Consider the following 23,608-nt stretch of genomic DNA (forward strand, 5'->3'; position numbering starts at 1 on the left):
ATCATGAGGACGTTGATGGTGGCCGGCATGGTGATGGGGTTTGCGTGGGTATGCGCGGCTGAGGAAAGGCCTATGGTGGCGGCCGCAGCGAGCCTCAAGTTTGCGTTCAGCGAAGTGGCGGAAGAGTTCCAGCGGCAAACGGGGATGTCGGTGCGTCTGAATTTTGGTTCTTCAGGGAATTTCCGCCGGCAGATTCTTCAGGGGGCCCCGTATGAGGTCTTTTTTTCGGCCGATGAGGAAAACGTCCTGGCGCTCCACGCACAAGGCTTTGCCGTGGATGCGGGCAGAACCTATGCCCGGGGGCGGGTGGTCCTCTTGGGGCATTCGTTGGGCCTTTTGGGTGTGGGGGCAGACCTTTCCGGCATGGTCGAGGCGGTTAGGAGTCACAAAATCACGCATTTTGCCATCGCCAATCCCGAACATGTCCCATACGGCATGCGCGCGCAGGAGATCTTGCGCCGCTTGGGAGTGTGGGAGGAAATTCAGCCCCGGTTGGTCGTTGGAGAAAATGTGGGGCAGGCCGCCCAATTCATCCTCGAGGGTGGCGCTGACGCTGGTCTTGTCCCTCTTGCTTTGGTGCTTTCTCCTTCTCTGGCGGGTAAGGGTGAGTACGTCTTGGTGCCGGAGCAGTGGCATACGCCGCTCCTCCAACGCGGTGTGCTGCTCAAGGGGGCAGGGCCTGTCGCCCAAGCGTTCTACCAGTTTGTCTTTTCCGCCAAGGCGCGGGAGATCCTGGAGCGTTACGGCTTCGTGCCCTTGGGGGGTGGATCTTGATGGATTGGTCGGCCCTTGTCCTTTCGTTGGAGATCGCTGGGAGCACGGTACTGATACTTGTGCCGGTGGGAATGGTCTTTGGACGGCTTTTGGCGTGGCGCTCGTTTCCTGGCAAGAGCCTGGTACTGGCGGCGATCAACCTCCCGTTGCTCCTGCCCCCTACGGTGATGGGGTTTTACCTCCTTCAGACGTTGGGGCGGAATACGCCCGTGGGCCGCATGGCGGAACAGATCCTCGGCCATCCTTTAGTGTTTCATTTTTCGGGGCTGGTATTGGCGTCGTGCCTGACCAACATCCCTTTTGCCATCCAGCCGGTGCAGCGGGCCTTGATGGCGATCCCCCGCGAGGTGCTCGAGGCGGCGGCGTGCTGCGGCATGGGTCCGTGGCAACGAGTGTGGCGGGTGGAGCTCCCTTTGGCATGGCCAGGGCTTGTCTCGGCCGTGGCCTTGGTGGCGGCGCACTGCCTTGGTGAGTTTGGCGTGGTGCTTATGATGGGAGGCAACATCCCGGGGCAGACGCGCACCATGTCCATTGCCATCTATGAACGTATTCAGGCCTTTGACGAGGCTGGGGCCGCCTTGCTGGCGGCGACGCTTTTGGGGATGTCGCTTGTTGTTCTTGCCATTCTCTTTGGAGTGGATCGTGGACGAGCAACAAGGCCTTGAGGTGCGGGTTCGTTGCAGCGCGCCGATCCCGCTGGCGGTGGAGCTGCGGTGCCCTGCAGGACAGACCATGGCAGTGGTGGGACCTTCAGGGTGCGGCAAGACGAGCTTATTGCGGGTGGTTGCCGGCTTTTTCCGGGTGTCTGGAGCTCGCGTGGTGTGTCTGGGGGAGGTGTGGCAGGACGGTCGCCGCTGGCTGCCGACCCACCAGCGCGCTGTGGGTATGGTCTTTCAGTCCTATGCCCTCTTCCCCCATCGGAGTGTGCTGGAAAACGTGCTCGCGGCCCAAGGCGTTGGGGGAAAGGCGGGGGCGCTGGAGTATCTTGCCCAGGTGGGGCTTGCGGGCTTGGAGGATCGGTATCCCCATCAGCTCTCGGGTGGCCAGCGCCAGCGGGTAGCCCTGGCGCGCGCTTTGGCCCGGAGGCCTCGGGTGCTTTTGCTCGACGAGCCGTTTTCTGCCGTGGATGGGCCCATGCGGCGCAGCCTGCACGACTTGATGCGTACTTTGGGGAGCATGGTGCGTGTCCCGTGCCTTCTCGTCACGCATGATGTCGAGGAGGCCCGTCGGTTGGCCCAGCAGATGCTGGTTATGGATCAAGGGCAAGCGCTCCAGGTGGGCCCCCCGGAGGAGGTCCTGCGGGCTCCGGCCTCGTTGCAGGTGGCGCGGGTGTTGGGTCTTGCCAATGTATTGCCTGCGGAAGTGGCTGGGAGCGAGGCGGCGGGACTTGTGCTTCGCGCCGGGGCGATCACGGTGGTTTCCGGAACGAAGCGGCGGTTTCGGCATGGGGCGCCTGTCTTGTGGCACGTCCCTCCTGCCGAGGTATCCGTGGTGCCTGAAGGCGAGCCGGCGTGCCGCTACCACCGCGGTCCCTTGGTGGCATTGGAGGTGTGTGCCGTGGATGTGCTTCCTCCGGTGGTACGGGTGCTGCTGCGTTGGCCAGGAGGAGGCGTCGTGGAATCCGAATCCACTCATCCGGCCCTGCGCCAGCGGCCGCCGCAGCCCGGGACCACGGTGCGTGTGTGTCTGCCGCCCTCAGCGATCCACGTGTTCCCCGCCCCGTGAGGCAATGGCTTCGAGCCGCTTGCGGGCCACGAACGTTTCCAGACCATATTTGCGCAGGCGATATCCCAGCTGCCTGGGCGTGATCCCGAGTTCTCGGGCTGCCTGCTGCTGAATCCAATGGCAGCGTTCCAAGGCGGCCAAGAGTTCCCGCTGCTCCATCTCCTGGAGCGAACCCGGCGTGGGGGAAGGAGCCGGACTGGAAACCACTTGCTCTGGGGCGAGGCGGAGCAATGGCCGCAGGCGTGCTGCCGTCACCGGGGTGCCGTCATTGAGGATGATCAGCCGCTCCACGAGGTTTTCCATCTCCCGCACGTTCCCTGGCCAGAAGTAGCCTTCGAGGAGGTGGAGGGCTTCGGCCGTGAAGGACAGAGACCGTCCATATTCTTGCTCTGCCCGGTGCTGGAAATGGGCAAGCAGGGGCAGGATGTCTTCCGGGCGTTCGCGCAAGGCGGGCACGTGGATGGGGAAGACGTTGATGCGGTAGAAGAGGTCGTTGCGAAACTGGCCGGCGCGGACCAATTCTTCCAAGTCGCGGTTGGTGGCGCTGATGATACGGACATCCACCTTGCGGGTAGCATTACTCCCGAGACGCTCCATCTCTCGCTCCTGGAGGACGCGCAGCAGCTTGGATTGCAGTGGCAGCGGGAGTTCTCCAATTTCGTCCAGAAAGATGGTCCCTCCGTGGGCTTCCTCAAATCGCCCCGGTCGGGATGCCGTGGCGCCGGTAAAAGCCCCTTTCTCGTGCCCGAAGAGTTCCGATTCCAAGAGGTTCTCCGGGATGGCGGCGCAATTCACCTTGACGAACGGCCGTTGGGCTCGATCCGAGAGATCATGGATGATGCGCGCCACGAGGGTTTTTCCCGTGCCGGATTCTCCTAAGAGGAGCACTGTGGCCCGCGTGGGGGCTACGCGCTCGATCATGTCTTCGACCTCACGCAGACGGGAGCTCTTGCCGATGAGGCTTGGACCTCCGGTCTCTCGGGACAGTTGAGAGCGCAGCCGGAGATTTTCTTGCTCGAGAGTGTGGAGCTTTTTTTGTACATTTTTGTGAAGAGCAAGGATGCGGGAAAGGAGGGTGGCGACGATGGAAAGGGTGCGGGCGTCGGCCTCCAGGCGTTCCGGGTCGGGGTAGGCTCGGTCCGCACTCAGGACTCCTATGGGCTCGCCATGCAGGAGGATGGGGACTCCAATGAAGGCGAGAGGGATGTCCTGGGGCCGCCGGGATCCGGTCTTGTCTAAAAACAGCGGTTCGGTGGTGATGTCCGGTACCACGAAGGCTTGGCGCTGGCGAAAGATGGCGCCGGTAACGCCTTCGTCGAGGCGGTAGATGCCCCGTTGGCGTTCTTCTGGGGTGAGACCGTGGGATCGGGAAATGGCGAGACGGCGAGTGCGCTCATCGTAGAGGGTGATGGTGATACGCAAAAGCCCCAAGGTGGTCGCCAGGGTTTCCAGGACCGCCTCCAGGGTGTTTCCCAGATCCATGGCCTGGTCGATGTGGGTGGCGATGCGCAGAAGCACATCGAGGTCTTGGTTGGCATCCATGTCCACGGCAAAGCAAAGCGAGTGCCAGGAGGTGAAGGTATCGGTGGCGTCAGGAGCGATGCTGGAGACGGATATTTTTTTACAAAAATGAATAAATTTATGCGGCGTGTTGCGGGAAGTGGGGTGTTCCGGCCGACCAAGAGGGCGAGACGGACAGGAAAAGACACGTGGCGCACGCAGGCCTCCGTGACGTTGGGTGCGCCGATGCTGCCGCAGGGCGGTGGTGGTTTGGTGGCGGCAAGATGTCGGGGTGGTTACCGGCGTCCTGTGTGCTCCAGGCGTTTTTCCCAGAGCGCCGCTGCCGCGAGGGCGAGGAGCATGGCAAAGCCCACGGCCAGCACGCCGTTCCAGGCCGCGTGCTGCCACGCCCAGCCCATGACCGTGATGCCGCAGCTTCCTCCCAGGTAATACCAGAGGATGTACAAGGAATTGGCCCGGCCGCGGCTTTCGGTGAGGCTGCGGTTCATGGCCCCTACCGCCGCGGTGTGCACGGCGAAAAAGCCGGCGCACAGCAGGCAGAGTCCCAAAACCACTGCCGCCATCCATGGGGCGCGGGAGATGCCAAGGCCAAGGCCCATGAGCCCGAGGCCAAGGAGCATGGTGAAGCCATTGCCGCGGCGGTTACTGATGCGCCCCGAGGCCGGGGCCACCACCACGCCGATGAGGTAGGTGAAATAGACGGTGGTGATGGTGTTGGTGGATGCGGAAAACGGCGGGGCCGCCAGGTAGTAGGGGAGGTAGTTGAAGGTGGCGCCGTAGATGAAAAGGGAGCCGAAGCCTACGAGAAAGAGCGGCAGGAGCCGGGCGGAGGTCGCAAGCTCGCGGTATCCGGGCCCGGAAGCCGTGTGGGCCTTCGTGCGGTTTTCCGGCGGCAAAACCATGAGGGCCGCGGCGGTGGTCACGAAGACGAGCAGTGCGGACGTTACGAAGGCATAGCGCCAATGCAGGGGCGGATGGATCCAGCCGCCCAGAAGACGGCCGCCCAAGCCCCCGGCCACCGTGGCGGCCACGTAGGCGCCCATGACGGTATTGAGGCGCTCCACCGGAAGCGTCCGGGCGAGATAGGCGGCAAGGCAGGTGGTGAGGGCCGGGATGAACAGTCCTTGGAGAAAGCGCAGGGCAAGAAAGAGCGGCATGGAATGCACCGCGGCGCAGGCAAGACCGGACCCGGCGACGAAGACGCACCCCAAGGTGATGAGCGGCTTGATGGGCAGGGAGTCGGCCAGGCGGCCGAAGACCAGAGTGGACAGCGCCACCCCCAGGATGACCATGGAGACGCTTTGGGATGCCTGGGTGAGGGAAACGCCGAACTCCGCCTGCAGGATGGGGAGCACGGGCTGCACCAGGTAGATGGTCGTGAAGCAGGCCGAGACCTGGGCGAAGATGGCAAGCTGCAGCAGCCGAGCGTTCATGGCCGGCGCTTGGCCTTGATGCTGGAAATGACCCCGGCAGCGAGAATGGCCAGGCTGGCCAGGGCAGTGGATACTTCGCCTCCGGGCAGATGATGGCCTGCGGCGGAGGCAAACATCACCACCACCAAAAAGACGATGGCCCAGAAGGCCGCGGGCTCCAGGTACACAAACTCTTCCAATGTCCCCCGGTCCACGAGATAGACGGTCATGGAGCGCACGAAGAGGGCGCCGATGCCAAGGCCCAAGGCGATGAGCCAGAACTTGTTGGTGATGGCAAAGGCCGCCACCACGCCGTCAAAAGAAAAGCTGCTATCCAGAATCTCCAGATACACGAAGCCGATGAGGCCGTTTTTGGCCGCAGCCTCGAGGATGTCGCTGCCGCCCACCAGGTGCTTGAGTATGTCGATGAGGGCGTGCACGGCAAACCCCGCCAGGGCGCTCACGAGAAACGGGTACTTGTCGCTCGCGGGGATAACCGAGGTTACAGCCAGGACCACGCCGATGGCCAGGGAGGCGGCGGCGTTTTCTCCACTGCCGGCGCGGACAAGCAGCTGTTCCACCCAGGCGATCCAGTGGGTCTTTTTGTTTTCGTTGAGAAAGTAGGTGAGGGCCACCATGAGGAGAAACATGCCGCCGAATCCCATGACGCGCACGTGGCTTTCCTCCATGAGGGCCTGATAGCGCTCAGGCTGCGTGGTGGCGATGGTCCAGGCATCGGCCAGGGGCACGTGTCCCACCACCGAGGTGATGAGGACAGGAAAGAGGATACGCATGCCGAACACCGCCACGGCGATGCCTGCAGTGAGGAACACCACCCGCCACACCGGCCGCATGACCCGCAATACCGCAGCGTTGACCACGGCGTTGTCCAAGGACACCGAGGTCTCCAGGCAGGCCAGCAGCGTCGTGGTCACGAGATAGGCCACGGCCTCCGGCAGGCCGCCGGCCTGGTATCCCAGCCCAAAGGCGATCCCCAGACCGAGCATCGTGCCGGCGAAGGACTCCCAAAAAAAGCTCAACCAATGGCGTTGGGCCATGACAACCTCACCGAGAATAGGTGCGGGAGAGGTGCATGACGAGCATGCGGCCGTTCGTCAAGGAAATGGTGGCGCAGGTCCCCAGGGCCACGTTGCTCACCCCCCGGGGGCTTCCCAGGGGGAGCGTGGCTTGGGAGAGGGGATAGGCCAGCCCCGTGAGGGTCACGCCGTGGGCGTCCGTCAAGGGGATGAGGCTTACGGTGTCTTCGGGCATGGTCTGGAGGGTGAGCTGGGGGCGGCGGTGGTCCACCAGGAAGATGCTGCATGTTTGATGGAGGATACGGGCCGGGCATGGGGCCTGAGCGAGCAGCAGCATGTTGGCCCATTCGTGATCCCGGCGTCCACCCAGGGCGCCGAGGATGGTGATCTCCGTTGCCGAGTCCGCGGCGCGCAGGGCAAGTTCCAGGTCGGTCTCATCTTTGTGACGGGGATGGATGTGCATGGGCACGCTTTGGGCGTGCAACTCTTCCATGGTCTCGGTGGAAATGGAATCCATGTCGCCCACCACCAAATGCGGGATGCGTCCGGCCATGAGCACGTGCTGGGCGCCGCCGTCTGCGGCGATGATGCGGTCTGCCCGGGCCAGGGCTGCTTCTTCGAGCGGGGTGTGGGCGAAATGCCCATGGGCCATGAGGACGATATGCATTGCCGTTTCATGCTCCTTGGACTAGAGGGTGCCAAAAGACCAATACTGGCAGTGGGCTCTTCCGACAATCAGAAGATGGAGCGGCGCCATGGGAAACTCTTCGGTTTTGGTAGTGGATGATAGCCCCATGTTCCTTCAGGTGGTCACGCGGCGGCTCGCTGAGGAGGTGGATGCCGAGGTGGTGGCGGCGGTAAGCCTGCGTGCAGCCCAGACCGCCATGGCAGAGCGCCGGTTCGACGTGGCCTTGCTCGATCTCAATCTCCCCGATGCTCCGGGCGGAGAAGTGGTGGACCTCGCCTTGGCGCACCATATCCCGGCCATCGTCTTTGCCGGGGACTGCTCGGAGCAGACGCGCTCGCGTTTGTGGGCCAAGCGCATCGTGGACTACGTCGTCAAAGAAGGAGAGGAGAGTTTGAACTATGCGGTGCGCTTGGTGCGGCGTATCTTGCGCAACCGCCAAGTCGCGGTGCTCGTGGTCGATGACTCGGCGACGGTGCGGCACATGCTGGCGGAGATGCTTGCGGTGCACTGCTTTACCGTGCTGGAGGCGGCAGACGGCAGCGAGGGGCTGCGCCTTTTGGCCGAGCACCCCAACGTGCGGCTGGTGATCACGGACTACGAAATGCCGCAGATGAATGGCGTGCGCCTGGTCCAGGCGGCTCGGGGGCTGTATCCTAAGGAAGAACTCGCCATCATCGGTATTTCCGGACACGAACAGAAGGACCTTTCCGCGCGCTTTCTCAAAAGCGGGGCCAACGACTTTCTCCACAAACCGTTTTCCGCCGAAGAGCTCTATTGCCGCATCACCCAGAACTTGGACCTGCTCGAATACATCCGCACCATCCGCGACCTCTCGGAAAAGGACATGCTCACGGGTCTGGCCAACCGGCGCTACTTCTTTGCACATGGCTCCCAGCTCTTGGCAAAGGCCCAGGAGCGGCAGGAGCCGGTATACGTGGCCATGCTGGATCTCGATCACTTCAAACGCGTCAACGACCAGTACGGTCATGAGGCCGGAGATGCGGTGCTGCGTCATCTTGGCACCATGCTGCTACGCCATTTTGGGGGGGAGCAGGCCTTGCCTGCCCGTCTCGGCGGCGAGGAATTTGCGGTGTTGTTTGTCGGTGTGACGGACGTGGCTGCCCGCGTGGAGGCCTTCCGGGCGGAGCTGGCGGCAACACCGGTGAACGCCCCCGGCGGCTCGGTGCCGGTGACCGTGAGCATCGGCGTATGCGGCCTGCCTGGACAGAACTTGGAGCGGCATCTGGCCTGCGCCGACCAGCTCCTCTACCGGGCCAAACACCGTGGCCGCAACCGCGTGGAGATGGGCGCGAGCCCCCAAAAAATGGACACAGGTAAGGAGTAGCTGATGCGTGCATGCCTTCACGGCGGCCACAGCCGGGACTTTTGTGATCACGCCCAAGACAGCCTGGACGATCTGGTCGCTGCCTATGCCCGGCAGGGGTTTTCCTTGGTGGCTTTGACGGAGCATATGCCGCCGCTTTCCAACCGTTGGCGGTATGCCGACGAGGTGGCCTTGGGCCGGGATGCGGCCTGGATGGCGGGGCGGTTTGCCGCCTACGTCCAGAAGGCGCGGCAATTGCGGGCCGAGTATGCCGGCAGGATGGAGGTCCTCGTGGGCATGGAGACCGAGTGGTATGAGCACGCGGGGGCGTGGATCGCCCAGTTGCGGCAGCTCTACGCCTTGGACATGGTGGTGGGCTCGGTGCACCACGTCGCCGGGGTGTGTTTCGATGCTTCCCCGCAAAGTTACGCCCAGGCCCAGGCCGCGGCCGGCGGGTTGGTGGAACTCTATCTGGCCTACTTCGATGCCCAGCTTGCGCTGCTCAAGAGCGTTCGCCCCGAGGTGGTGGGCCATTTCGACATCATCCGCATCTTTGATCCCCACGGGGAGGAGACTCTTGTTCGCCCCGAAGTCTGGGCGCGGGTGCGGCGCAATCTGGAGGCCGTACGCGACTTGGGGCTGGTGCTCGATGCCAACGTGGCGGCCTGGCGCAAGGGGGCGGCAGCGATCTATCCGTGCACGCCGGTGCTGGAAGCCGCGCGGGACCTGGGCATCGCCTTTGCCTACGGCGATGACGCCCATGCCGTGGCGCACGTGGGCTTTGCCTGGGAGCGGTTGGATGCGCATCTACGCGCCCTGGGGATGACCGCTAGCGTCGCAGGTCCCCAAGGTTCGTGGCCGGTGTGGCGCGCCATGCCCGCCACATGATGCGGCTGGAGGTGAGTAGCCCGCAGCCCACCACCAGGAAGACGCCGGCGCGGACCTCCAGCGGCAGCGGGGAGGCGCCAAGGGCTCGTCCCAGGACCATCATGGCCACGATGAGCCCCCAATTGCGTATGGAAAACAGGCCGCCCAGGCAGGCGGGTTCCGGCTTGCGGCGAATATGCGCCACCACGGCGCGGGCGGTGCGGTCGAAGACCAGGCGGCTTTTGGCAAGCCCCAAACCCAGCCCGGCGACGGCCGTACCCATGATGGCAGGCCAGGGCTGCGGGCGCAGCAGCAGTCCGCCTTTGCTGATGAGAAAAAATCCCACCGCAGACCAAAAACAGGCCGCAGTCATGATGCGGGTGCGGCTGGCCGCCCGAGGCGTGTAGTGGTGGATCCATGCAGGGATTGGTGCCATGACCTGGATGAGCTAGAGCCTGACGAGGGACGTGTCAAACCCAAGGCGGCAGGAAAATGGTTCGGCTTGAGGGAATTGGGCTTGTCTTTTGGCAGGGGGCGATTAGAGAAGGGATATGCCGCATGTGGCAGCGACCTTTTTTCAGGAGGGACGGAATATGTGTAAAGGTTGTGGTTGTGGGCGTGGGACAGGTGCTGCGACGGTGACCAAGGTCGTCCAGCATGAGCATGAGCACCGGCACGGGGATATGGTGCACAGCCATCCCCATGATCATGAGCATGAGCACACCCATGAGGGCGTGCCGGCCCATGACGATCATCGGCACGAGTAAGCGCATCCCCGCATCCAATGACTGCGGCCGCCTGAAGGCGGCCGCAGTCGTTTTTCGGGGGGCTTTTTTAGAATTGCCCTGTGGAGAGGAGCACGAGGGTGCAGGCATGCTGCCAGACGATGCCGGCCTCGCTGAGGCGCGCTTCCAGCTCCGGGGACTCGGTGCCGGGATTGAGGATGACCCGGCCCGGCCGCAGCCGGATGATGGCTTCGGCAAGCGGCAGGCTGTGTGTGGGGCTCACGTACACGGTGAGGGTATCCACGGGCCGGGTGATTTCGTCGAGGCTGCGGGCCGTGGGGATGCCGTCGATGTCCGCCCGGGCAGGGTGCACGGGGATGACGTCGTGCCCGTGCTCCATGAGGGCTTTGAGGGCCTTGTGGGAATAGCGCTCCGGCTTGGGACTGGCGCCGAGGATGGCCACGGTCTGGGTGCTCATGCCTGCTCCGGGGTGCTGGTCACCATGACTTTGGCGGGCCGCAGGAGCCGCTCCTTGAGGAGATAGCCTCTTTGGAGCACCCGGGCCACGGTGCCGGGTTTGAGGTCTGCCCGGGCTTCGTGCCCCAAGGCTTCATGCAGGGCGGGGTCGAAGTCCGCCCCTTCCTGGACCTCGATGGGGGTGAGTCCGTGGCGGCGCAGCACTTCCAGCATGGCGTTGCGCGTCATGTCCACGCCGGTGAAGAGATCCTTGCACGCCTCGTTGCCGCTGCAATGGGAAAGGGCCAGCTCCAGGTTGTCCAGGACCACAAGGAGTTCTTCCACCAGTCCGGCCACGGCGAATTTACACTGTTCTTCCTTTTCCCGGGTGAGGCGTTTTTTGAAATTCTCGCTATCGGCAAGGATGCGCAGGTTGTCGGTGCGCAGCGCCTCGATTTCCTGCAGCGCCGCTGCCAGGCGCTCTTCCACGCTGGGCGTCTCCTTTTCGGGCGTTTGCGGTGTGGTTTCTGGGGTGTGCTGTTCTTCCATGCGTTCTTCCATGGGAGATTCTCCTTACAAGTAGTGTCCTTTGGGCATAAATCGTTCGGGGGACAAGTCAACGCAGGGCGCGGATGTATTCGCGAAGCGCCAGGGCCCAGGAGCGGGGAGTCATGCCCGTGGCCGCCGTGAGGCTCGTCGTGTCGAGTACCGAGTAGGCAGGCCGGGCGGCCTTTTGGGGGTACTCCGCCGAGGTGATGGGCCGCACCGGGCAGGCAATGCCGGCAACATGCACGGCTTCCGCGGCGAGCTCGCACCACGAGGCTTGTCCGGCGTTGACCGCGTGGAAGATCCCTGTGGCCCCGGCCTGCACCAGGGCCAGGCTTGCTGCGGCGAGATCCGGGGTGAAGGTGGGACTGCCCACCTGATCATGGACAATGGTGAGTTCCGGACGGCTGCGGGCGAGTTCCAGGATGCGGGCGACGAAATTCATGCGTCCTGGGCCGAAGAGCCAGGCCGTACGCACGATGGTCAGGCGCGCCAGTCCCAGGCGGGTAAGTTCCGTCTCGCCTTCCAGCTTCGTGCGGCCGTAGACGCATTGGGGATTGACGGGATCAGTGGGGAGGTACGGCCGGGTGGCGCGGCCGTCGAAGACGTAGTCCGTGCTGTAGTGCACCAGGTGCGCCGTGCCTACGGCCTGGCCCAAGAGACGCGGGAACAGGGCGTTGACCCGCCAGGCTTCTTGGGGCTCGTCTTCGGCACGGTCTACGGCGGTGTAGGCAATGGCGTTGAACACCACCTGCGGCCGCACTTGGGTGACGAGGGCGCGCAGGGCGTCGACGTCCCACAGGTCCACGTCCGTGCGCCCGATGGGCACGGCCCGCCATCCGGCCTGGGTGAGGGCCGCACACAGGGCTTGCCCCAACAGGCCGGTGCGGCCGCCAAACACCAAGGCTGTGTTCATACCCCGCGCTCCTTGGCGTACCATTTTTCCATGAATTGGCGGTAGGCGCCGCTTTGTACGTCGTCGAGCCAGGCGGCGTGCGTCTGATACCAGCGGATGGTCTGGGCGATGCCGGTGGCGAAATCCGTCTCCGGCCGCCAGCCCAGCTCCTTTTTGGCCCGGGAGCTGTTCATGGCGTAGCGCCGGTCGTGCCCTGGGCGATCCGTGACGAAGCGCACCAGGCTGCGGGGGGCGCCCACGGCGTCGAGGATGGTGTGCACGGTCTCCAGGTTGGTGCGCTCGGCGTCGCCGCCGAAGTTGTACACCTTGCCGGGCTCTCCCCGGCGCAAGGCAGCCTCCACCCCCCGGCAATGGTCGAGGACGTAGATCCAATCCCGGACATTACTGCCGTCGCCGTACACGGGCACCGGCTCGCCGCGGGTCGCCCGCAGGTAGGTGAGGGGGATGAGCTTTTCGGGGAACTGGTAGGGACCGTAGTTGTTGGAGCAGCGGGTGATGATCACCGGCAGGCCGTAGGTGTGGAAATAGGCCCGGGCGAGCATGTCCGAGGCCGCCTTGGAGGCTGAATAGGGCGAGTTGGGCGCCAGCGGCGTCTCTTCCGTGAAGGCCGGGTCATGGGGCCCCAAGGATCCGTACACCTCGTCGGTGGAGACGTGCACGAAGCGCTGCACCCCCGCCTTGCGTGCCGCTTCAAGCAGAGTATGGGTCCCCGCCACGTTGGTGTGGATGAACGGGGCGCTGTCGGTAATGGAGCGATCCACATGGGACTCCGCGGCAAAGTGGACCACCGCGTCGATGGCGTGCTCGGCAAGGAGCTGCTCCACCAAGGCCGCGTCGGCGATATCGCCATGGACGAAGGCGTAGCGCGAGCCGTCTCCTTCCAGGTGCGCAAGGTTGCCGCGGTTGCCGGCATAGGTGAGCTTGTCGAGGTTGGTGATGCGGACTGCGGGGTCGGTTTCCAGCAGGTGAAGAATGAAATTGGTGCCGATGAAGCCGCAGCCGCCAGTGACGAGAAGATGCATGCTTGCTCCTTGTGCTTGACGGATATGCGGGAGCCGAACAAGGTGCCGCCCGCGTTCGTGTCCCTAGTGCAAGAGGATGGGTCATGCAAATCGTTCTCTTTGAGCCGGAAATCCCCCCCAATACCGGCACCATCGCTCGCCTGTGCGCTGCCACGCAAACGGTCCTCAACCTGGTGGAGCCGTTGGGCTTTAGCCTGGAAGATAGGTATCTTCGCCGCGCCGGGCTCGACTACTGGCCGCACGTGCCGCTGCGGGTGTGGCCGTCGTGGGAGGCCTTTCTTGCGGGCTGGGACGGCGGCCGCCTGGTGTGCTCCAGTGCCCGCGGCGGCACCCCGTACCACCAATTCGCCTTTCAGCCCGATGACGGCGTCGTCCTCGGGCCTGAGACCCGGGGACTGCCGGAACAGGTCACCCAGGGCCGCCCCGTGGTGCGTATCCCCATTTGGGGCCAGGTGCGCAGCCTCAATGTGGCCAACGCCGCCGCGGTGCTCTTGTACGAGGGCTTGCGTCAGGTGGGGGTCTTGGATTCGGTGGCATGAGCGAGGCACTGCTGCTTCTTGCGTGCGTACTCCTGGATTTGGTCGTGGGAGATCCACCGGGGTGGCCGCACCCGGTGCGGGTCATAGGGGCGTGTGCCGCGCGGCTCGAGCCCTGGGCCCAGAGATCGCCGCTTGTGCGCGGGGCCCTGGTCACGGTTGTCGTGGCCGCCGGGGCGGCGCTCGGGGCGCACGCGTTGATCTCCCTGCCGTGGGTGGGGAAGGTATTCGCCCTTTATCTGGGTTTTGCGGGCCTGGCCTTGGGGAGCCTGGTGCGGGAGGCGCGGCGGGTGCGCCGGGCGCTGGCTTGCGGCGACGCAGATACGGCGCGCCGCCTTTTGGCCTTTTTGGTGAGCCGGGAGACGGCGCATTTGGATGAAGCCGGCCTGGCCCGGGGGCTTGCGGAAACCCTGGCGGAAAACACCACCGATGGCTTCGTGGCCCCGCTCTTTTGGCTGACCGTCGGCGGTGTGCCTGGGCTTTGGGCCTACAAGGCCGTCTCCACCCTGGATTCCATGTGGGGCTACCGTACCCCGCGTTTTGAGCGCTTGGGCAAGTGCGCGGCCCGCCTGGACGACCTTGCGGCATATCTCCCTGCCCGGTTGACGGCCTTGGCCATGGCGGGGGTGGCCTGGGTCTGGGGCCGCAGGATTTCTTTGTGCAGTGTCGCCCGGCAGGCCCGCGCCCTGGAGAGCCCCAATGCCGGCTGGCCCATGGCTGCGGCGGCTGCTGCCATCGGGGCTGGCATGGGCGGAGAGGACCGCTACGCAGGCCAGATCAAGCGCAAGCCGCTCTTGGGGCCTGCAGGGGTGCCGTGGACCGTGGAGCGGCTCGAAGAACTGGAGCGGTTGGTGGTGGCGGCGTCCCTGGGGGGTGCTGCCACTGCCGTGGTCTGGAAGCTCGTCGTTTAGGGCGTGGCAAGCCAGGCCCGGGCCCAGCTGCCGCACGGAAGGGGCAGGCTGTCGGGCGCCTCGATGAGCATTTCGCCGCCTTCGGTGCGGTCCGTGGGAAAACTTTGTGCCATGAGGTTTTGGAGCACTTGGGGGGTGAATCCCGGGGTGTGGGAGGTGAGTACCACGAACCGGGCCGAAGGCGAGAGCACCTGCGCCACCAGCTCCAGGGTGCGCTGCACGTCACGTTCGATCTTGTAGAGTTCGCCGCGCCGGCCGCGGCCAAAGGAAGGCGGATCCAGCAGGACCGCGTCATAGCGTCGGCCCCGGCGGGCCTCCCGGCGCAGAAATGCCTGGGCGTCGTCCACGATCCAGCGCACGGCATCTTCCGTCAGGTCGTTGAGGGCGGCGTTTTCCCGCGCCCACCCCACCATGCCGCGGGAGGCGTCCAAATGGCAGACCTTCGCCCCAGCCTTGGCTGCAGCCAGACTCGCCCCGCCGGAATAGGCAAAGAGATTGAGAAACTGCATGCCAGGGGCAAGGTTTTCCAAGAGCCAGCGCCACAGCGGGATGGTCTCGGGAAATATCCCCAAATGTCCGAAGTCGGTGGCGGCAAGGCGCATGCGCACCCCAGCGGCCTCAATGACCCAATCTTTGGGGAGGCGTTCGCGACCGTGCCAGCGCAGGCCGCCTTGGCGATCGAAGCTGGCGGTGGCCTTTTCCCATCTTTCGGGGTGCTGGGGCCGCCAGACCGCTTGACCGCAGGGGCGATCGAGGATCACCGGGCCGAAGCGCTCCAGCTTGCGGCCATGGCCGCTATCGAGCAGACAGTAGTCGGTGGAGACCAGTGGGACCATGGGCGGTGGTGCAGTCTCGCCACAGCGAGCAATGGCTGCGGCGTGGGTGGAAAAAAGCCCTTCCAGGGGGAAGGGCTTGGAGGCGGTGGTGGGCGATATAGGATTTGAACCTATGACTTCCACCGTGTGAAGATGGCACTCTAACCGCTGAGTTAATCGCCCGAAGCGGAAGCCTCTCTATGGGCAGAGGCCGTTGGGTGTCAAGCAGAATGTGCAGAAAAATTTTGCGGGGCCGGGGCTGGGCCTTGGGCGGTCCACAGCAGAGGAGTGCCGTCGGCCATGAGGTAGGGGTTGAAATACCCAAAGCGCACCCACGGGCAGGCTTTCCGGATACGGCTGAGAAAGCGGTGCAGTCCCATGCAGGGGGAAGTGGGTCCCCCCATGTGCTGAAGGTAGCGCTCAGGGTCCAGGGAGAGGTTGCGCATCTGGATGTAATCCGGCCGGGTGTCGGTGAGGAGGGCAAGGAGGGCGTCGAGCTCGGCCTCGGTGTCGCTCACTCCGGGGAAAAAGAGGTAGTTGAGGGACACAAAGAGCCCGTGGGCCTTGGCCTCGGCAATACTCGCCGCAACATCGGCAAAACAGTAGCCCTGCGGGGCGTGGTAGCGGGCGTAGACTTCGGGCTGGGCGCTGGCCAGGGTGACGCGGATGGAGGAGAGCCCGGCCTTGGCCAGGGGCTCCAGGGCGGCGGTGAGACTCGCGTTGGTATTGATGTTCACCGTGCCTGGCCCGCCGGCCTGCCGAAAGCGCTGGATCGCCTGCGTGATGCGGCGCGCCTCGGTGAGGGGTTCGCCTTCGCAGCCCTGGCCAAAGGAGAGGATGGGCCGCTTTTCCCGACGGGCGTGAACCTCCATGACCTGGACGATCTCTTCCACCGAGGGGCTGAAGGTGATGCGGTTTTGCGGGGCCACGAAGCCTGCGTCGGGTGGTTGCAGGGAAATGCAGCCGAGGCAGCGGGCGTTGCAGACCCGAGCGGTGGGCAGCGGCGCTTCGAATCGTCCTAAGGCCAGGTTTTTGGCTGCTGGGCAGCAGAAGGTGAGCGCGCAGCGGGTCAGGTGCCCCACGAGACGGTTGTGGGGAAACTGCGCCCCCAGCTTGCGCGCCCCCTGAGTGATGCGGCTTTGCGGAATGCCGGAAAAAATCTGGCGCGGATCGTGATCCACCAAGGCGGCCGCCACCCAGAAGCGGTCGCGGGCAAAACCCACGGCACCGTAGGCGAACATGGGCAGCGCCGGAGCGCCGGCTTCCGTCAGGTAGGCCGCGGTGGCCGAGAGGGTGAATCCCGGCCGCACAAAGGCGGCCACGGCGCATTCCTCCAGCGCTTCCACGTTGCCCTGAACGGGGTCGAGGCCCAGGGCGCGCCGGCCCGGCAAGAGGTAGAGGTCGCTTCCTTCCGGCAGCGGGACGAGCTCGTCGGGCCGCGGCAGGGCGAGTTCGTTGCCGCGCCGCACCAGCATGAGCAGGTCCGGGTGATCGTAGATGGAGCCGTCGTTGCCGGCAAAGACGAGGTGGGGTCGCAGGCGGGATCGGGACATGGGCGCACCAATGAAAAAGGCAGGGCGGACCCTGCCTTGGATTCGGGATGGGGGATGGTTTAGCGCTTGGAGTACTGGAAGCGGGCGCGGGCCGCACGCTGACCGTATTTTTTGCGCTCTTTGGCGCGGGAATCCCGGGTGAGGAACCCGGCGCGCTTGAGCACGCCCCGCAGCTCGGGGTCGAAGTGCAGCAGCGCCCGGCTGATGCCATGGCGTACCGCCTGGGCCTGGCCGGAAAGACCGCCGCCCGTGACCCGGCACACCACGTCCACCTTGTCGATGGTCTTGGTGAGCTTGAGGGGCTGCTGGATGATCATCTGCAGCGTCGCCCGGGGGAAGTAATCCGCCAAATCCCGGCCGTTGACCGTAATCTTGCCCGTGCCCCGGTACATGCGGGTGCGAGACACGGAGGTTTTGCGCTTGCCCGTACCGTAGTAGAAATCCTGGCTCATAGCGTGACTCCGTCCTTATTAGAGATCCAGCGGCTGAGGCTGCTGGGCCGCGTGCGGGTGCTCGGTGCCGGTGTAGATGCGCAGCTTCTTGATGAGCTTGTAGCCCAGGGGACCCTTGGGGAGCATGCCGCGCACTGCCTTGCGCAGGACGTCCGTGGGCTTGGTGCGCAGCATGTCCTTGAGCACGGTGGCCTTGATGCCGCCGATATGATGGCTGTGGCGGTAGTAGACTTTCTGCGTCATCTTTCTGCCCGTGACGCGGATTTTATCGGCATTGACCACGATGATGTAGTCGCCGTTGTCCATATGGGGGGCATAATCGGGCTTGTGCTTGCCGCGCAGGCGCAGGGCGATTTCCGCGGCCAAGCGGCCCAAGATTTTGTCCTGGGCATCCACCACATACCATTTGTGGTCGATGTCGCTGGCTTTGAGGCTATAGGTCTTCATGTTTCCGGCTCCTCGACAAATCGTTGGCCTTGAGATCGTGGGAAGACGGGCGTCAAGGACGGGGTTCCTTGTGCTTTCCCGTTTTTTCCCGTACACATAACCATGGTGAACGTGACCTTCGTGGGATAAGGAGAAGGTAGCCTTTAGCTGCCGGGGCCTCGCTTGTAAAGGATTTTTCTGGCTCCTGCGGGAGGAAGTATGCCCAGCATCCGCAAAGGGCTTTTGCAATTGGTCTTTTCCGGAAGTTTCATGAAGCGCTGGAACGACAAGCTCCGGCCCATGGAACTGGTGGAGATGGACAAGCAAGGGCACAAGATGATCGTCGCCTGGGCCTTGGGGGAACTGGCGGCCCAAGGGTTGCCGGGGGATCAGGCCGTGCGCCTGCGGGAAGACATCGTGCGCGGCGGCATCTTCGACTACCTCTACCGGCTGGTCATTACCGACATCAAGCCGCCGGTTTTTTACCGGATCAAGGCCAATCCAGACCACTATGACCGGCTCACCGCCTGGGTCCTGGAGCAGCTGCGGCCGCGGGTGCAGCCGTTGGGGCGGGAATTTTGGGACGATCTGTGCACCCATTTTCATCGCCAGGGCCGGGAGGAAGAGTCCTTGGCGGAGAGTATCCTGGCAGCGGCGCATCTTTTCGCCAGTCGCTGGGAGTTCCATCTCATCCGGCCCCTCAATCCCTGGGACGATGAAATGGCGGAGATCGAGGCCAATTTCCAGCAGGGCCTTGCCCGCCGCCAGCACCTTGCCGGCGTGGCGGACTTGCTCGAGGCCCCGGCCACGGCCTTGGGGCGCTTCGTCACCCTGTGTGGCACCCTGCGCTTCCAGAAGCGGTGGTCGCAGACCCCACGCATCCCGGAGACCTCGGTTTTGGGACATATGTTTTTGGTGGCGTGTTTGGCGTATTTCTTCAGCATCGTCGTGGGCGCCTGCCCGGCACGGCGCTGCAACGATTTCTATGCCGGGCTCTTTCATGACGTGCCGGAGCTCTTGACGCGCGACATCATCTCGCCGGTGAAAGGCTCGGTGGCGGGCATCGACGATCTGATCCGGGAGTATGAAAAGCGGGAGCTGGAGCGCCGGCTCTTTGCCATCTTGGATACCCCGGTGACGCGTCCGCTTGCGGACAGTCTGCGCTATCTCTTGGGCCTGGAGGTGGGTTCGGAATTTTGCGATTTGGTGACCTTGGATGGCCGGCCGGCGTGCGTCAATTGGGAGCAACTGCAAGGGACGTTCAACGAGGATCGCTTTGCCCCCAAGGATGGCCGCATGCTCAAGATCTGTGACCAATTGGCGGCGTTTCTCGAGGCCTACACCTCCAAGACCCACGGCGTGGTCAACGACCACCTCCAGCAGGCCCTGTGGCGCATCCGCAGCCGCCTGGGACAGGAGGCCCTCACGGAAGAGGTGCATATCGGGGCCTTGCTGGCGGATTTCGATTGAGGCAAGAAAGGCAAAATTTGGAGAAAACCTTATCAGGAGAACTGCTCATGCTGTTGCGCAAACGGGTGTGGGACATCATGCGCGAGGATTTTGCCTCGGTGCGTGAAGACGCAAGTTTGGCGGACGCCATCCGGGCGCTTATTGCCAGCCGTCACAAGCACCCAGACAACACCTTTGTGCTCGTGTTTTCCAAAGCGGATCGTTTCCTTGGCGTGGTCTCCATGTGGAACCTCGTCCAAGGACTTGGACCGTGTCTCTTGCGGGATACCTTGCTGGAACCTGCAGAGGTGGATTGGGACAAGGCCTTTGCCCATGCGTGCCGCTCTTGCGCCAATGTCGGGCTTATGGACTGCATCCAGGTGGACGTGCCGGTGATCAAGCCTGGTGACACCCTGGCCCGGGTGCTGGAGCTCTTTTTGGACTACCGCCGCGGCCGGGCCGTGGTGGAGGAAGGCGGCCGCATCATCGGCGTGGTGGTGTTGGCGGACCTATTCCAGGAGATTGGTGCGCAACTGGGGGCATAAACCATGGCCGCTACCGGGAGCTCGGTTCCCGGCGAGGGCGTCAATGGCGGGCTGCCGGTCATTGTGACGGGCAGCCCGTTTGTTATGGTCGCAGGCGGAAGGATTCCGCATCGATTGCCAGACGTTTGAGGATTTTTTGGAAACTCATGCGCTCCAGGCCCGAGATCCGCGCTGCCTCGGAGATATTGCCGCGGGTGTGGGTGAGCACCCGCTCCACGTAGCGGCGCGTGAAGGTGTCGAGTACGCGGGCCTTGGCCGCATGGTAGGGGGCGATGGCGGACGGGTCGTCTTCCGCAGCGCCTTGCAGGCCTTCGGCCTGGGTGATGGCGGCAGCCGAGATGACGTCCCCGGGGCTGAAGACCGCGGCGCGGCGGACGCAATTGAGCAGTTCCCGAACATTGCCCGGCCAGTTGTGGGCCGAGAGGAGGGCGAGGGCCTCGGGAGAGAACTCCTTGTCTCCGACACCGAGCTCCCGACAGGTGCGCTCCAAAAAGGCCGTGGCCAAGAGGGGGATGTCGTCGCGCCGTTCGCGCAGCGGGGGAAGGGTGAGGCTCAAGACATTGAGGCGGTAGTAGAGGTCTTCGCGAAAGCTTTTGGCTGCGATCTTGGCTTCCAGGTCTTGGTTGGTCACGGCAACGATACGCACGTCTATGGGGATGGATTTGCTTGCCCCGACCGGCCGCACTTCGTTTTCTTGGAGGACACGCAGCAGCTTGGTCTGCAGGTTCATGGGGAGATCGCCGATCTCGTCGAGCATGAGCACTCCGCCATGGGCGGCCACAAAGAGGCCGCGACGGTCGCGCTGGGCGCCGGTGAAGGCCCCGCGCACGTGGCCGAAGAGCTCGCTTTCCAAGAGCGGCTCCGGAATGGCTGGGCAGTTGACGGAGATGAACGGTCCGTCGGCGCGGCGGGAGAGGGCGTGGATGGCTCGGGCGGCCAGTTCCTTGCCGGTGCCGGATTCGCCGCGCACGAGCACCGTGTAGTCCGAGGCGGCGATGGCGGCGATGGCCTGGTGGACGCGGCGCATGGCCGCGGAGGTTCCCAAAAGCCCTACCTGGTTGCCGCAGGCCGCAACCGCCGCCCGCAGGCGTTGGTTTTCCCGCAGGAGGGCGGCGCGCTCCAGGCCGTTGGTAATGACTCGGGTCAGATGGTCCGAGTCCACGGGCTTGGTGAGGAAGTCATAGGCGCCGGCCTTGAGGGCCAGGACTGCGGAGTCGATGTCCCCGTGGGCGGTGAGGACCACCACGCCCAGGCGGGGGTGCAGGGCCAGGGCACGGGGCACCAGGTCCAGGCCGGAGATGCCGGGCATGCGCAGGTCGGTGACCAGCACGTCGCATGGCGTGGTTTCGAGATCCTTGAGGGCCGCCTCGGCATCGAGGACATAATCGATCTGGGTGCCCGGAAGTTTTGGGGTCAGCAGCCGCACCAGGCCTTTGGCAAAGTCCGGCTGATCGTCCACCAGGAGTACGCGAGGCACGGTCATTGGTCATCCTTGGGGCAGGGGCGGCGCTCTTCCCGCGGCAGGGTGAGCACGAAGAGCGCGCCGCCTTGGTTGAACGCTTCAATGGTTCCGCCCATATCGTGCATCAGTCCAAAGGCGACGGCAAGACCGAGACCGGTGCCGCGGCCCACCGCTTTGGTGGTGAAGAACGGATCGAAAATATGGGGCAGGTTGCTTTCCGGGATTCCGGGGCCGTCGTCCGCCACGGTGATCACGGCGTGGCGGCGATCTTCGCTGCAAGCCGCGCGCAGCGTGATGGTCCCGGCATGGGGCTCCACGGCGTCCAGAGCGTTGAGAAGCAGATTGGAGACGACTTGCTCCAAGGCGCTGGCGTCCGCGCGGGCGAAAAGCGGGTCAGGCGGCAGCTCGAGACGAAGCTCGCAGCGCCGGGCCTGGGCCTGGACTTCGAAGATGCGGGCAAGCCCGGTGAGGAGAGCGCTGATGTCACAGGGGCCTGTCTGCGCCGGGCGCGGCCGGGCAAAATCCAAGAGGTCGCGCAGGACCTTCTTGGCGGACACGGCGTGGCGCTCGATGACCGCCAGGTCTTCCAGGCATTGGGGATCGCTGATGCTCTGGCGCAGGAGTTCCGTATAGCACACGATGACCCCGAGGGGGTTATTGACCTCGTGTGCCAGCCCTGCGGCGAGCTTGCCCACGGCCACGAGTTTTTCCGTCTGGCGCAGCCGCTCCAGCATGCGGCGTTCGGTGGTGTTTTCTCGGGCGTAGACCACGAAACGGCGGGGGTGATCCGGAGGCGAGTGGAGCGCGTAGCGCGCCACGACGAAAGAGCGGCCGTCTTCCAGGGTAATGGAGGAGAGGATGGGCGTTTGCTGGGCTTCATCTTCGCTGGGGTCAAAGGGGTGGTCGCCGAAGAAGCGGGGCGGCAGCTTGAGGGGTTCGCTGGCCGTGGCGGGGTCGCCGAGGGCGAGCGCCAAGGCGCGGGCAGGCTCGTTGGCGAGCAGGATGGTGCGGTGGTTGTCCACGAGTGCCAGGGGATCGGAGATGCCATCGAAGATGGAGGCGAGGAGTGCGTTTTGCGCCATGAGGGAGTTGATAGCGTCCAGGTTTTCGAGGGCCAGAGCCAATTGGTGGCCGATGGCTTGGTAGAGCTCCGGGGCGTGGGAGGCTGGGGTGGGGCCTTGAGGGGGAAAGTGCAGGCGCAGGATCCCCCGGCTGATGTCTGTGGTGCGCACCGGGATGAGCACTTCGCTCTCGGTGGTCACCATCTCTCCGGAGGCGATGATGTCGCGCCAGTTGTTCGGTGGCTCAGGCAGTTGGGCGTCGCGCGGCCAGAGGACGGATCCGATGCCGGAGCCGCATTGGTAATACACCCAGTCTGCCCCGAAGCGTTTTCCCAGTTGAGGCAGTGTGGAGCCAAGCAGCTCGGTGTTGGTGTGGGCGCTGTTGATGGTGTGGAGGAGGTCGACGAAAAGGGCCACGTCGGCGCGCCGTTCCTGGGCCTCGTGGGTGAGCTCGCGGGTGCGGGTGGCGACCATGTCTTCCAGGTTGCGGGCGTATTGTTCGATGTTTTCCCGTGCCTCTTTGAGCCGGACCGCCAAGGTCTCGATGCCGGTGTAGATCTCCTCGATTTCATCGGGCGAGGCCTCCACGGGCGGGTTGGTGGTGCTGAGCGCTTCGCGGGGAAAGTAGTGGCGCAAGACATCGGTGACGCGGCGAAGATTGGCCACGACTAAACGATCGAAAAAGAGCTGCATGGTGAGATAGAGCCCCGCCAGGCCCACGGCAAAGAGCGAAAGAAATCCTATGGTCTTGCCTTTGATCTGTCCCAGGGCGCTGCCCACCGGCACCACCACCATGTCCAGTCCCACCAGTTCTCCAGTGTGCCGCCAAAAGCCACGCTTGTTTCCGTAACGCTCGATGAGGGTTTTCGGCGCGTCGGCGGGCCTGCCGTGGCAGCGCAGGCACGAGGCTTGGAGCCGTACTGGCCGGGCGGCGAGGAATACTTCTTCTCCATTGTATTGGGTAATCTCTTCGATACGGGTCAGGGTTGGAGCTGCGGCAAAGCGTTCCATGGTGGCGCGTTCGAAGGGGTCGGCCTCGGAATCGGGATTTCTGGCCCCCACGGCCACGCGGCGGTAGCGGATCTGTTCCTCATGAAGCCCCAGGCTGCTCATGATTTTGCGGGTGACATACGAGGTGGACATGGCCTCGAGGATGAAGGCGTCGGGGTCGAGATGGGCGTACATGGTCGGTCGGAGCTCCGTGCTCACGTAGGTCTGAATGGCCTCGGCTTGGGAGAGGATGAGCGATGCCTTGTGCTCGGTGTCAGTGACGAGCTGATCCCGAAGATTGATGGAGAGGAGCACGGCAAAAAAAACGCCCAAACTCCCCATGCTCAGGGACAAGACCAGGAGAAAACGCTGCTTGAGGGACATCTGCTCGCTCC

Annotated in this window: 25 protein-coding genes and 1 tRNA gene; 10 read left to right on the plus strand and 16 right to left on the minus strand. The window is 64.3% G+C overall.

Annotation, left to right across the window (positions count from 1 at the left end):
- The first annotated feature begins 3 nt into the window (after positions 1-3).
- Genes modA through QMF81_RS04235 form a run of 3 tightly spaced genes read left to right on the plus strand, consistent with a single transcriptional unit; the run spans position 4 to position 2,499 of the window.
- Positions 4-774: a molybdate ABC transporter substrate-binding protein gene (gene modA, locus QMF81_RS04225; protein ID WP_281752315.1), complete on the plus strand. Its 771-nt coding sequence runs from the start codon at positions 4-6 to the stop codon at positions 772-774.
- Positions 774-1,439, plus strand: a complete 666-nt coding sequence (modB, locus tag QMF81_RS04230) for a molybdate ABC transporter permease subunit (RefSeq protein ID WP_281752317.1) — start codon at positions 774-776, stop codon at positions 1,437-1,439. Before modA ends, modB begins: the two co-directional genes overlap by 1 nt.
- A complete protein-coding gene (locus QMF81_RS04235) occupies positions 1,417-2,499 on the plus strand; it encodes an ABC transporter ATP-binding protein (protein WP_281752319.1) in 1,083 nt (360 codons plus the stop codon). Before modB ends, QMF81_RS04235 begins: the two co-directional genes overlap by 23 nt.
- Here QMF81_RS04235 and QMF81_RS04240 read toward each other — a convergent pair.
- The 4 genes from QMF81_RS04240 to QMF81_RS04255 form a co-directional block, all read right to left on the minus strand.
- A complete protein-coding gene (locus tag QMF81_RS04240) occupies positions 2,470-4,041 on the minus strand; it encodes a sigma 54-interacting transcriptional regulator (protein WP_281752321.1) in 1,572 nt (523 codons plus the stop codon). The two genes, QMF81_RS04235 and QMF81_RS04240, sit on opposite strands and share 30 nt — an antisense overlap.
- A gap of 254 nt (positions 4,042-4,295) precedes the next feature.
- The gene (locus QMF81_RS04245) at positions 4,296-5,453 is read right to left on the minus strand and encodes an MFS transporter (protein WP_281752324.1); all 1,158 of its coding nucleotides are present in this window, start codon (positions 5,451-5,453) and stop codon (positions 4,296-4,298) included.
- Positions 5,450-6,490 carry a DUF475 domain-containing protein gene (locus QMF81_RS04250; protein WP_281752326.1) on the minus strand — a complete coding sequence of 347 codons (1,041 nt, stop codon included), beginning with the start codon at positions 6,488-6,490 and terminating at the stop codon, positions 5,450-5,452. Before QMF81_RS04250 ends, QMF81_RS04245 begins: the two co-directional genes overlap by 4 nt.
- Before the next feature lie 7 nt (positions 6,491-6,497).
- Positions 6,498-7,136, minus strand: coding sequence for a thiamine diphosphokinase (locus QMF81_RS04255; RefSeq protein WP_281752328.1), 639 nt, complete (start codon positions 7,134-7,136; stop codon positions 6,498-6,500).
- A gap of 88 nt (positions 7,137-7,224) precedes the next feature.
- On the opposite strand from QMF81_RS04255, the gene QMF81_RS04260 reads away from it, so the two are divergent.
- The gene (locus QMF81_RS04260; protein ID WP_281752330.1) at positions 7,225-8,502 is read left to right on the plus strand and encodes a diguanylate cyclase; all 1,278 of its coding nucleotides are present in this window, start codon (positions 7,225-7,227) and stop codon (positions 8,500-8,502) included.
- Positions 8,503-8,505: 3 nt separating this feature from the next.
- Complete coding sequence (locus QMF81_RS04265) at positions 8,506-9,369, plus strand: histidinol-phosphatase (RefSeq protein ID WP_281752333.1); 864 nt, start codon at positions 8,506-8,508, stop codon at positions 9,367-9,369.
- Here the strand turns inward: QMF81_RS04265 and QMF81_RS04270 are convergent.
- Positions 9,311-9,784 carry a hypothetical protein gene (locus QMF81_RS04270; protein ID WP_281752335.1) on the minus strand — a complete coding sequence of 158 codons (474 nt, stop codon included), beginning with the start codon at positions 9,782-9,784 and terminating at the stop codon, positions 9,311-9,313. The two genes, QMF81_RS04265 and QMF81_RS04270, sit on opposite strands and share 59 nt — an antisense overlap.
- Positions 9,785-9,986: 202 nt before the next feature.
- Here QMF81_RS04270 and QMF81_RS04275 point away from each other — a divergent pair, with 202 nt between their 5' ends.
- On the plus strand, positions 9,987-10,115 hold the full coding sequence (locus QMF81_RS04275) for a hypothetical protein (RefSeq protein WP_281752337.1): 129 nt from the start codon (positions 9,987-9,989) through the stop codon (positions 10,113-10,115).
- 67 nt (positions 10,116-10,182) lie between these two features.
- Here the strand turns inward: QMF81_RS04275 and QMF81_RS04280 are convergent, their stop codons facing one another.
- The 4 genes from QMF81_RS04280 to rfbB are packed head-to-tail and all read right to left on the minus strand — an operon-like array spanning position 10,183 to position 13,013.
- Positions 10,183-10,551, minus strand: coding sequence for a CoA-binding protein (locus tag QMF81_RS04280; RefSeq protein ID WP_281752339.1), 369 nt, complete (start codon positions 10,549-10,551; stop codon positions 10,183-10,185).
- A complete protein-coding gene (locus QMF81_RS04285; RefSeq protein ID WP_281752341.1) occupies positions 10,548-11,090 on the minus strand; it encodes a nucleotide exchange factor GrpE in 543 nt (180 codons plus the stop codon). Before QMF81_RS04285 ends, QMF81_RS04280 begins: the two co-directional genes overlap by 4 nt.
- Positions 11,091-11,145: 55 nt before the next feature.
- Complete coding sequence (gene rfbD, locus QMF81_RS04290; protein WP_281752343.1) at positions 11,146-11,991, minus strand: dTDP-4-dehydrorhamnose reductase; 846 nt, start codon at positions 11,989-11,991, stop codon at positions 11,146-11,148.
- Positions 11,988-13,013, minus strand: coding sequence for a dTDP-glucose 4,6-dehydratase (rfbB, locus tag QMF81_RS04295; RefSeq protein ID WP_281752345.1), 1,026 nt, complete (start codon positions 13,011-13,013; stop codon positions 11,988-11,990). The genes rfbD and rfbB overlap by 4 nt, the downstream gene beginning before the upstream one ends.
- An 83-nt stretch (positions 13,014-13,096) precedes the next feature.
- On the opposite strand from rfbB, the gene QMF81_RS04300 reads away from it, so the two are divergent.
- Positions 13,097-13,552, plus strand: coding sequence for a tRNA (cytidine(34)-2'-O)-methyltransferase (locus tag QMF81_RS04300; RefSeq protein WP_281752347.1), 456 nt, complete (start codon positions 13,097-13,099; stop codon positions 13,550-13,552).
- Complete coding sequence (cbiB, locus tag QMF81_RS04305) at positions 13,549-14,460, plus strand: adenosylcobinamide-phosphate synthase CbiB (protein WP_281752349.1); 912 nt, start codon at positions 13,549-13,551, stop codon at positions 14,458-14,460. Before QMF81_RS04300 ends, cbiB begins: the two co-directional genes overlap by 4 nt.
- Here cbiB and QMF81_RS04310 read toward each other — a convergent pair.
- The 5 genes from QMF81_RS04310 to rplM form a co-directional block, all read right to left on the minus strand.
- Positions 14,457-15,296, minus strand: coding sequence for a class I SAM-dependent methyltransferase (locus tag QMF81_RS04310; RefSeq protein WP_281752351.1), 840 nt, complete (start codon positions 15,294-15,296; stop codon positions 14,457-14,459). The genes cbiB and QMF81_RS04310 overlap by 4 nt on opposite strands.
- An 86-nt stretch (positions 15,297-15,382) precedes the next feature.
- Positions 15,383-15,458 (minus strand) — tRNA-Val (locus tag QMF81_RS04315).
- 38 nt (positions 15,459-15,496) lie between these two features.
- Positions 15,497-16,828 carry a radical SAM protein gene (locus QMF81_RS04320; RefSeq protein ID WP_281752353.1) on the minus strand — a complete coding sequence of 444 codons (1,332 nt, stop codon included), beginning with the start codon at positions 16,826-16,828 and terminating at the stop codon, positions 15,497-15,499.
- Positions 16,829-16,887: 59 nt separating this feature from the next.
- Positions 16,888-17,280: a 30S ribosomal protein S9 gene (gene rpsI / locus QMF81_RS04325; protein WP_281752355.1), complete on the minus strand. Its 393-nt coding sequence runs from the start codon at positions 17,278-17,280 to the stop codon at positions 16,888-16,890.
- An 18-nt stretch (positions 17,281-17,298) separates the two neighbouring features.
- Positions 17,299-17,727: a 50S ribosomal protein L13 gene (gene rplM / locus QMF81_RS04330; RefSeq protein ID WP_281752357.1), complete on the minus strand. Its 429-nt coding sequence runs from the start codon at positions 17,725-17,727 to the stop codon at positions 17,299-17,301.
- Between the two features lie 198 nt (positions 17,728-17,925).
- Between rplM and QMF81_RS04335 the strand changes: the two genes are divergently transcribed.
- Entirely contained in the window at positions 17,926-19,176 is a 1,251-nt protein-coding gene (locus QMF81_RS04335) for an HD domain-containing protein (RefSeq protein WP_281752359.1), read from the plus strand.
- A 47-nt stretch (positions 19,177-19,223) separates the two neighbouring features.
- A complete protein-coding gene (locus QMF81_RS04340) occupies positions 19,224-19,700 on the plus strand; it encodes a CBS domain-containing protein (RefSeq protein ID WP_281752361.1) in 477 nt (158 codons plus the stop codon).
- An 82-nt stretch (positions 19,701-19,782) separates the two neighbouring features.
- On the opposite strand, the gene QMF81_RS04345 is transcribed toward QMF81_RS04340, so the two are convergent.
- The gene (locus QMF81_RS04345) at positions 19,783-21,183 is read right to left on the minus strand and encodes a sigma-54 dependent transcriptional regulator (RefSeq protein WP_281752364.1); all 1,401 of its coding nucleotides are present in this window, start codon (positions 21,181-21,183) and stop codon (positions 19,783-19,785) included.
- Positions 21,180-23,597, minus strand: coding sequence for a DUF3365 domain-containing protein (locus QMF81_RS04350; protein WP_281752366.1), 2,418 nt, complete (start codon positions 23,595-23,597; stop codon positions 21,180-21,182). Before QMF81_RS04350 ends, QMF81_RS04345 begins: the two co-directional genes overlap by 4 nt.
- Positions 23,598-23,608: the final 11 nt, after the last annotated feature.

Origin of the sequence: Thermodesulfomicrobium sp. WS (assembly GCF_027925145.1) — a bacterium.
Classification (GTDB): Bacteria; Desulfobacterota; Desulfovibrionia; order Desulfovibrionales; family Desulfomicrobiaceae; genus Thermodesulfomicrobium.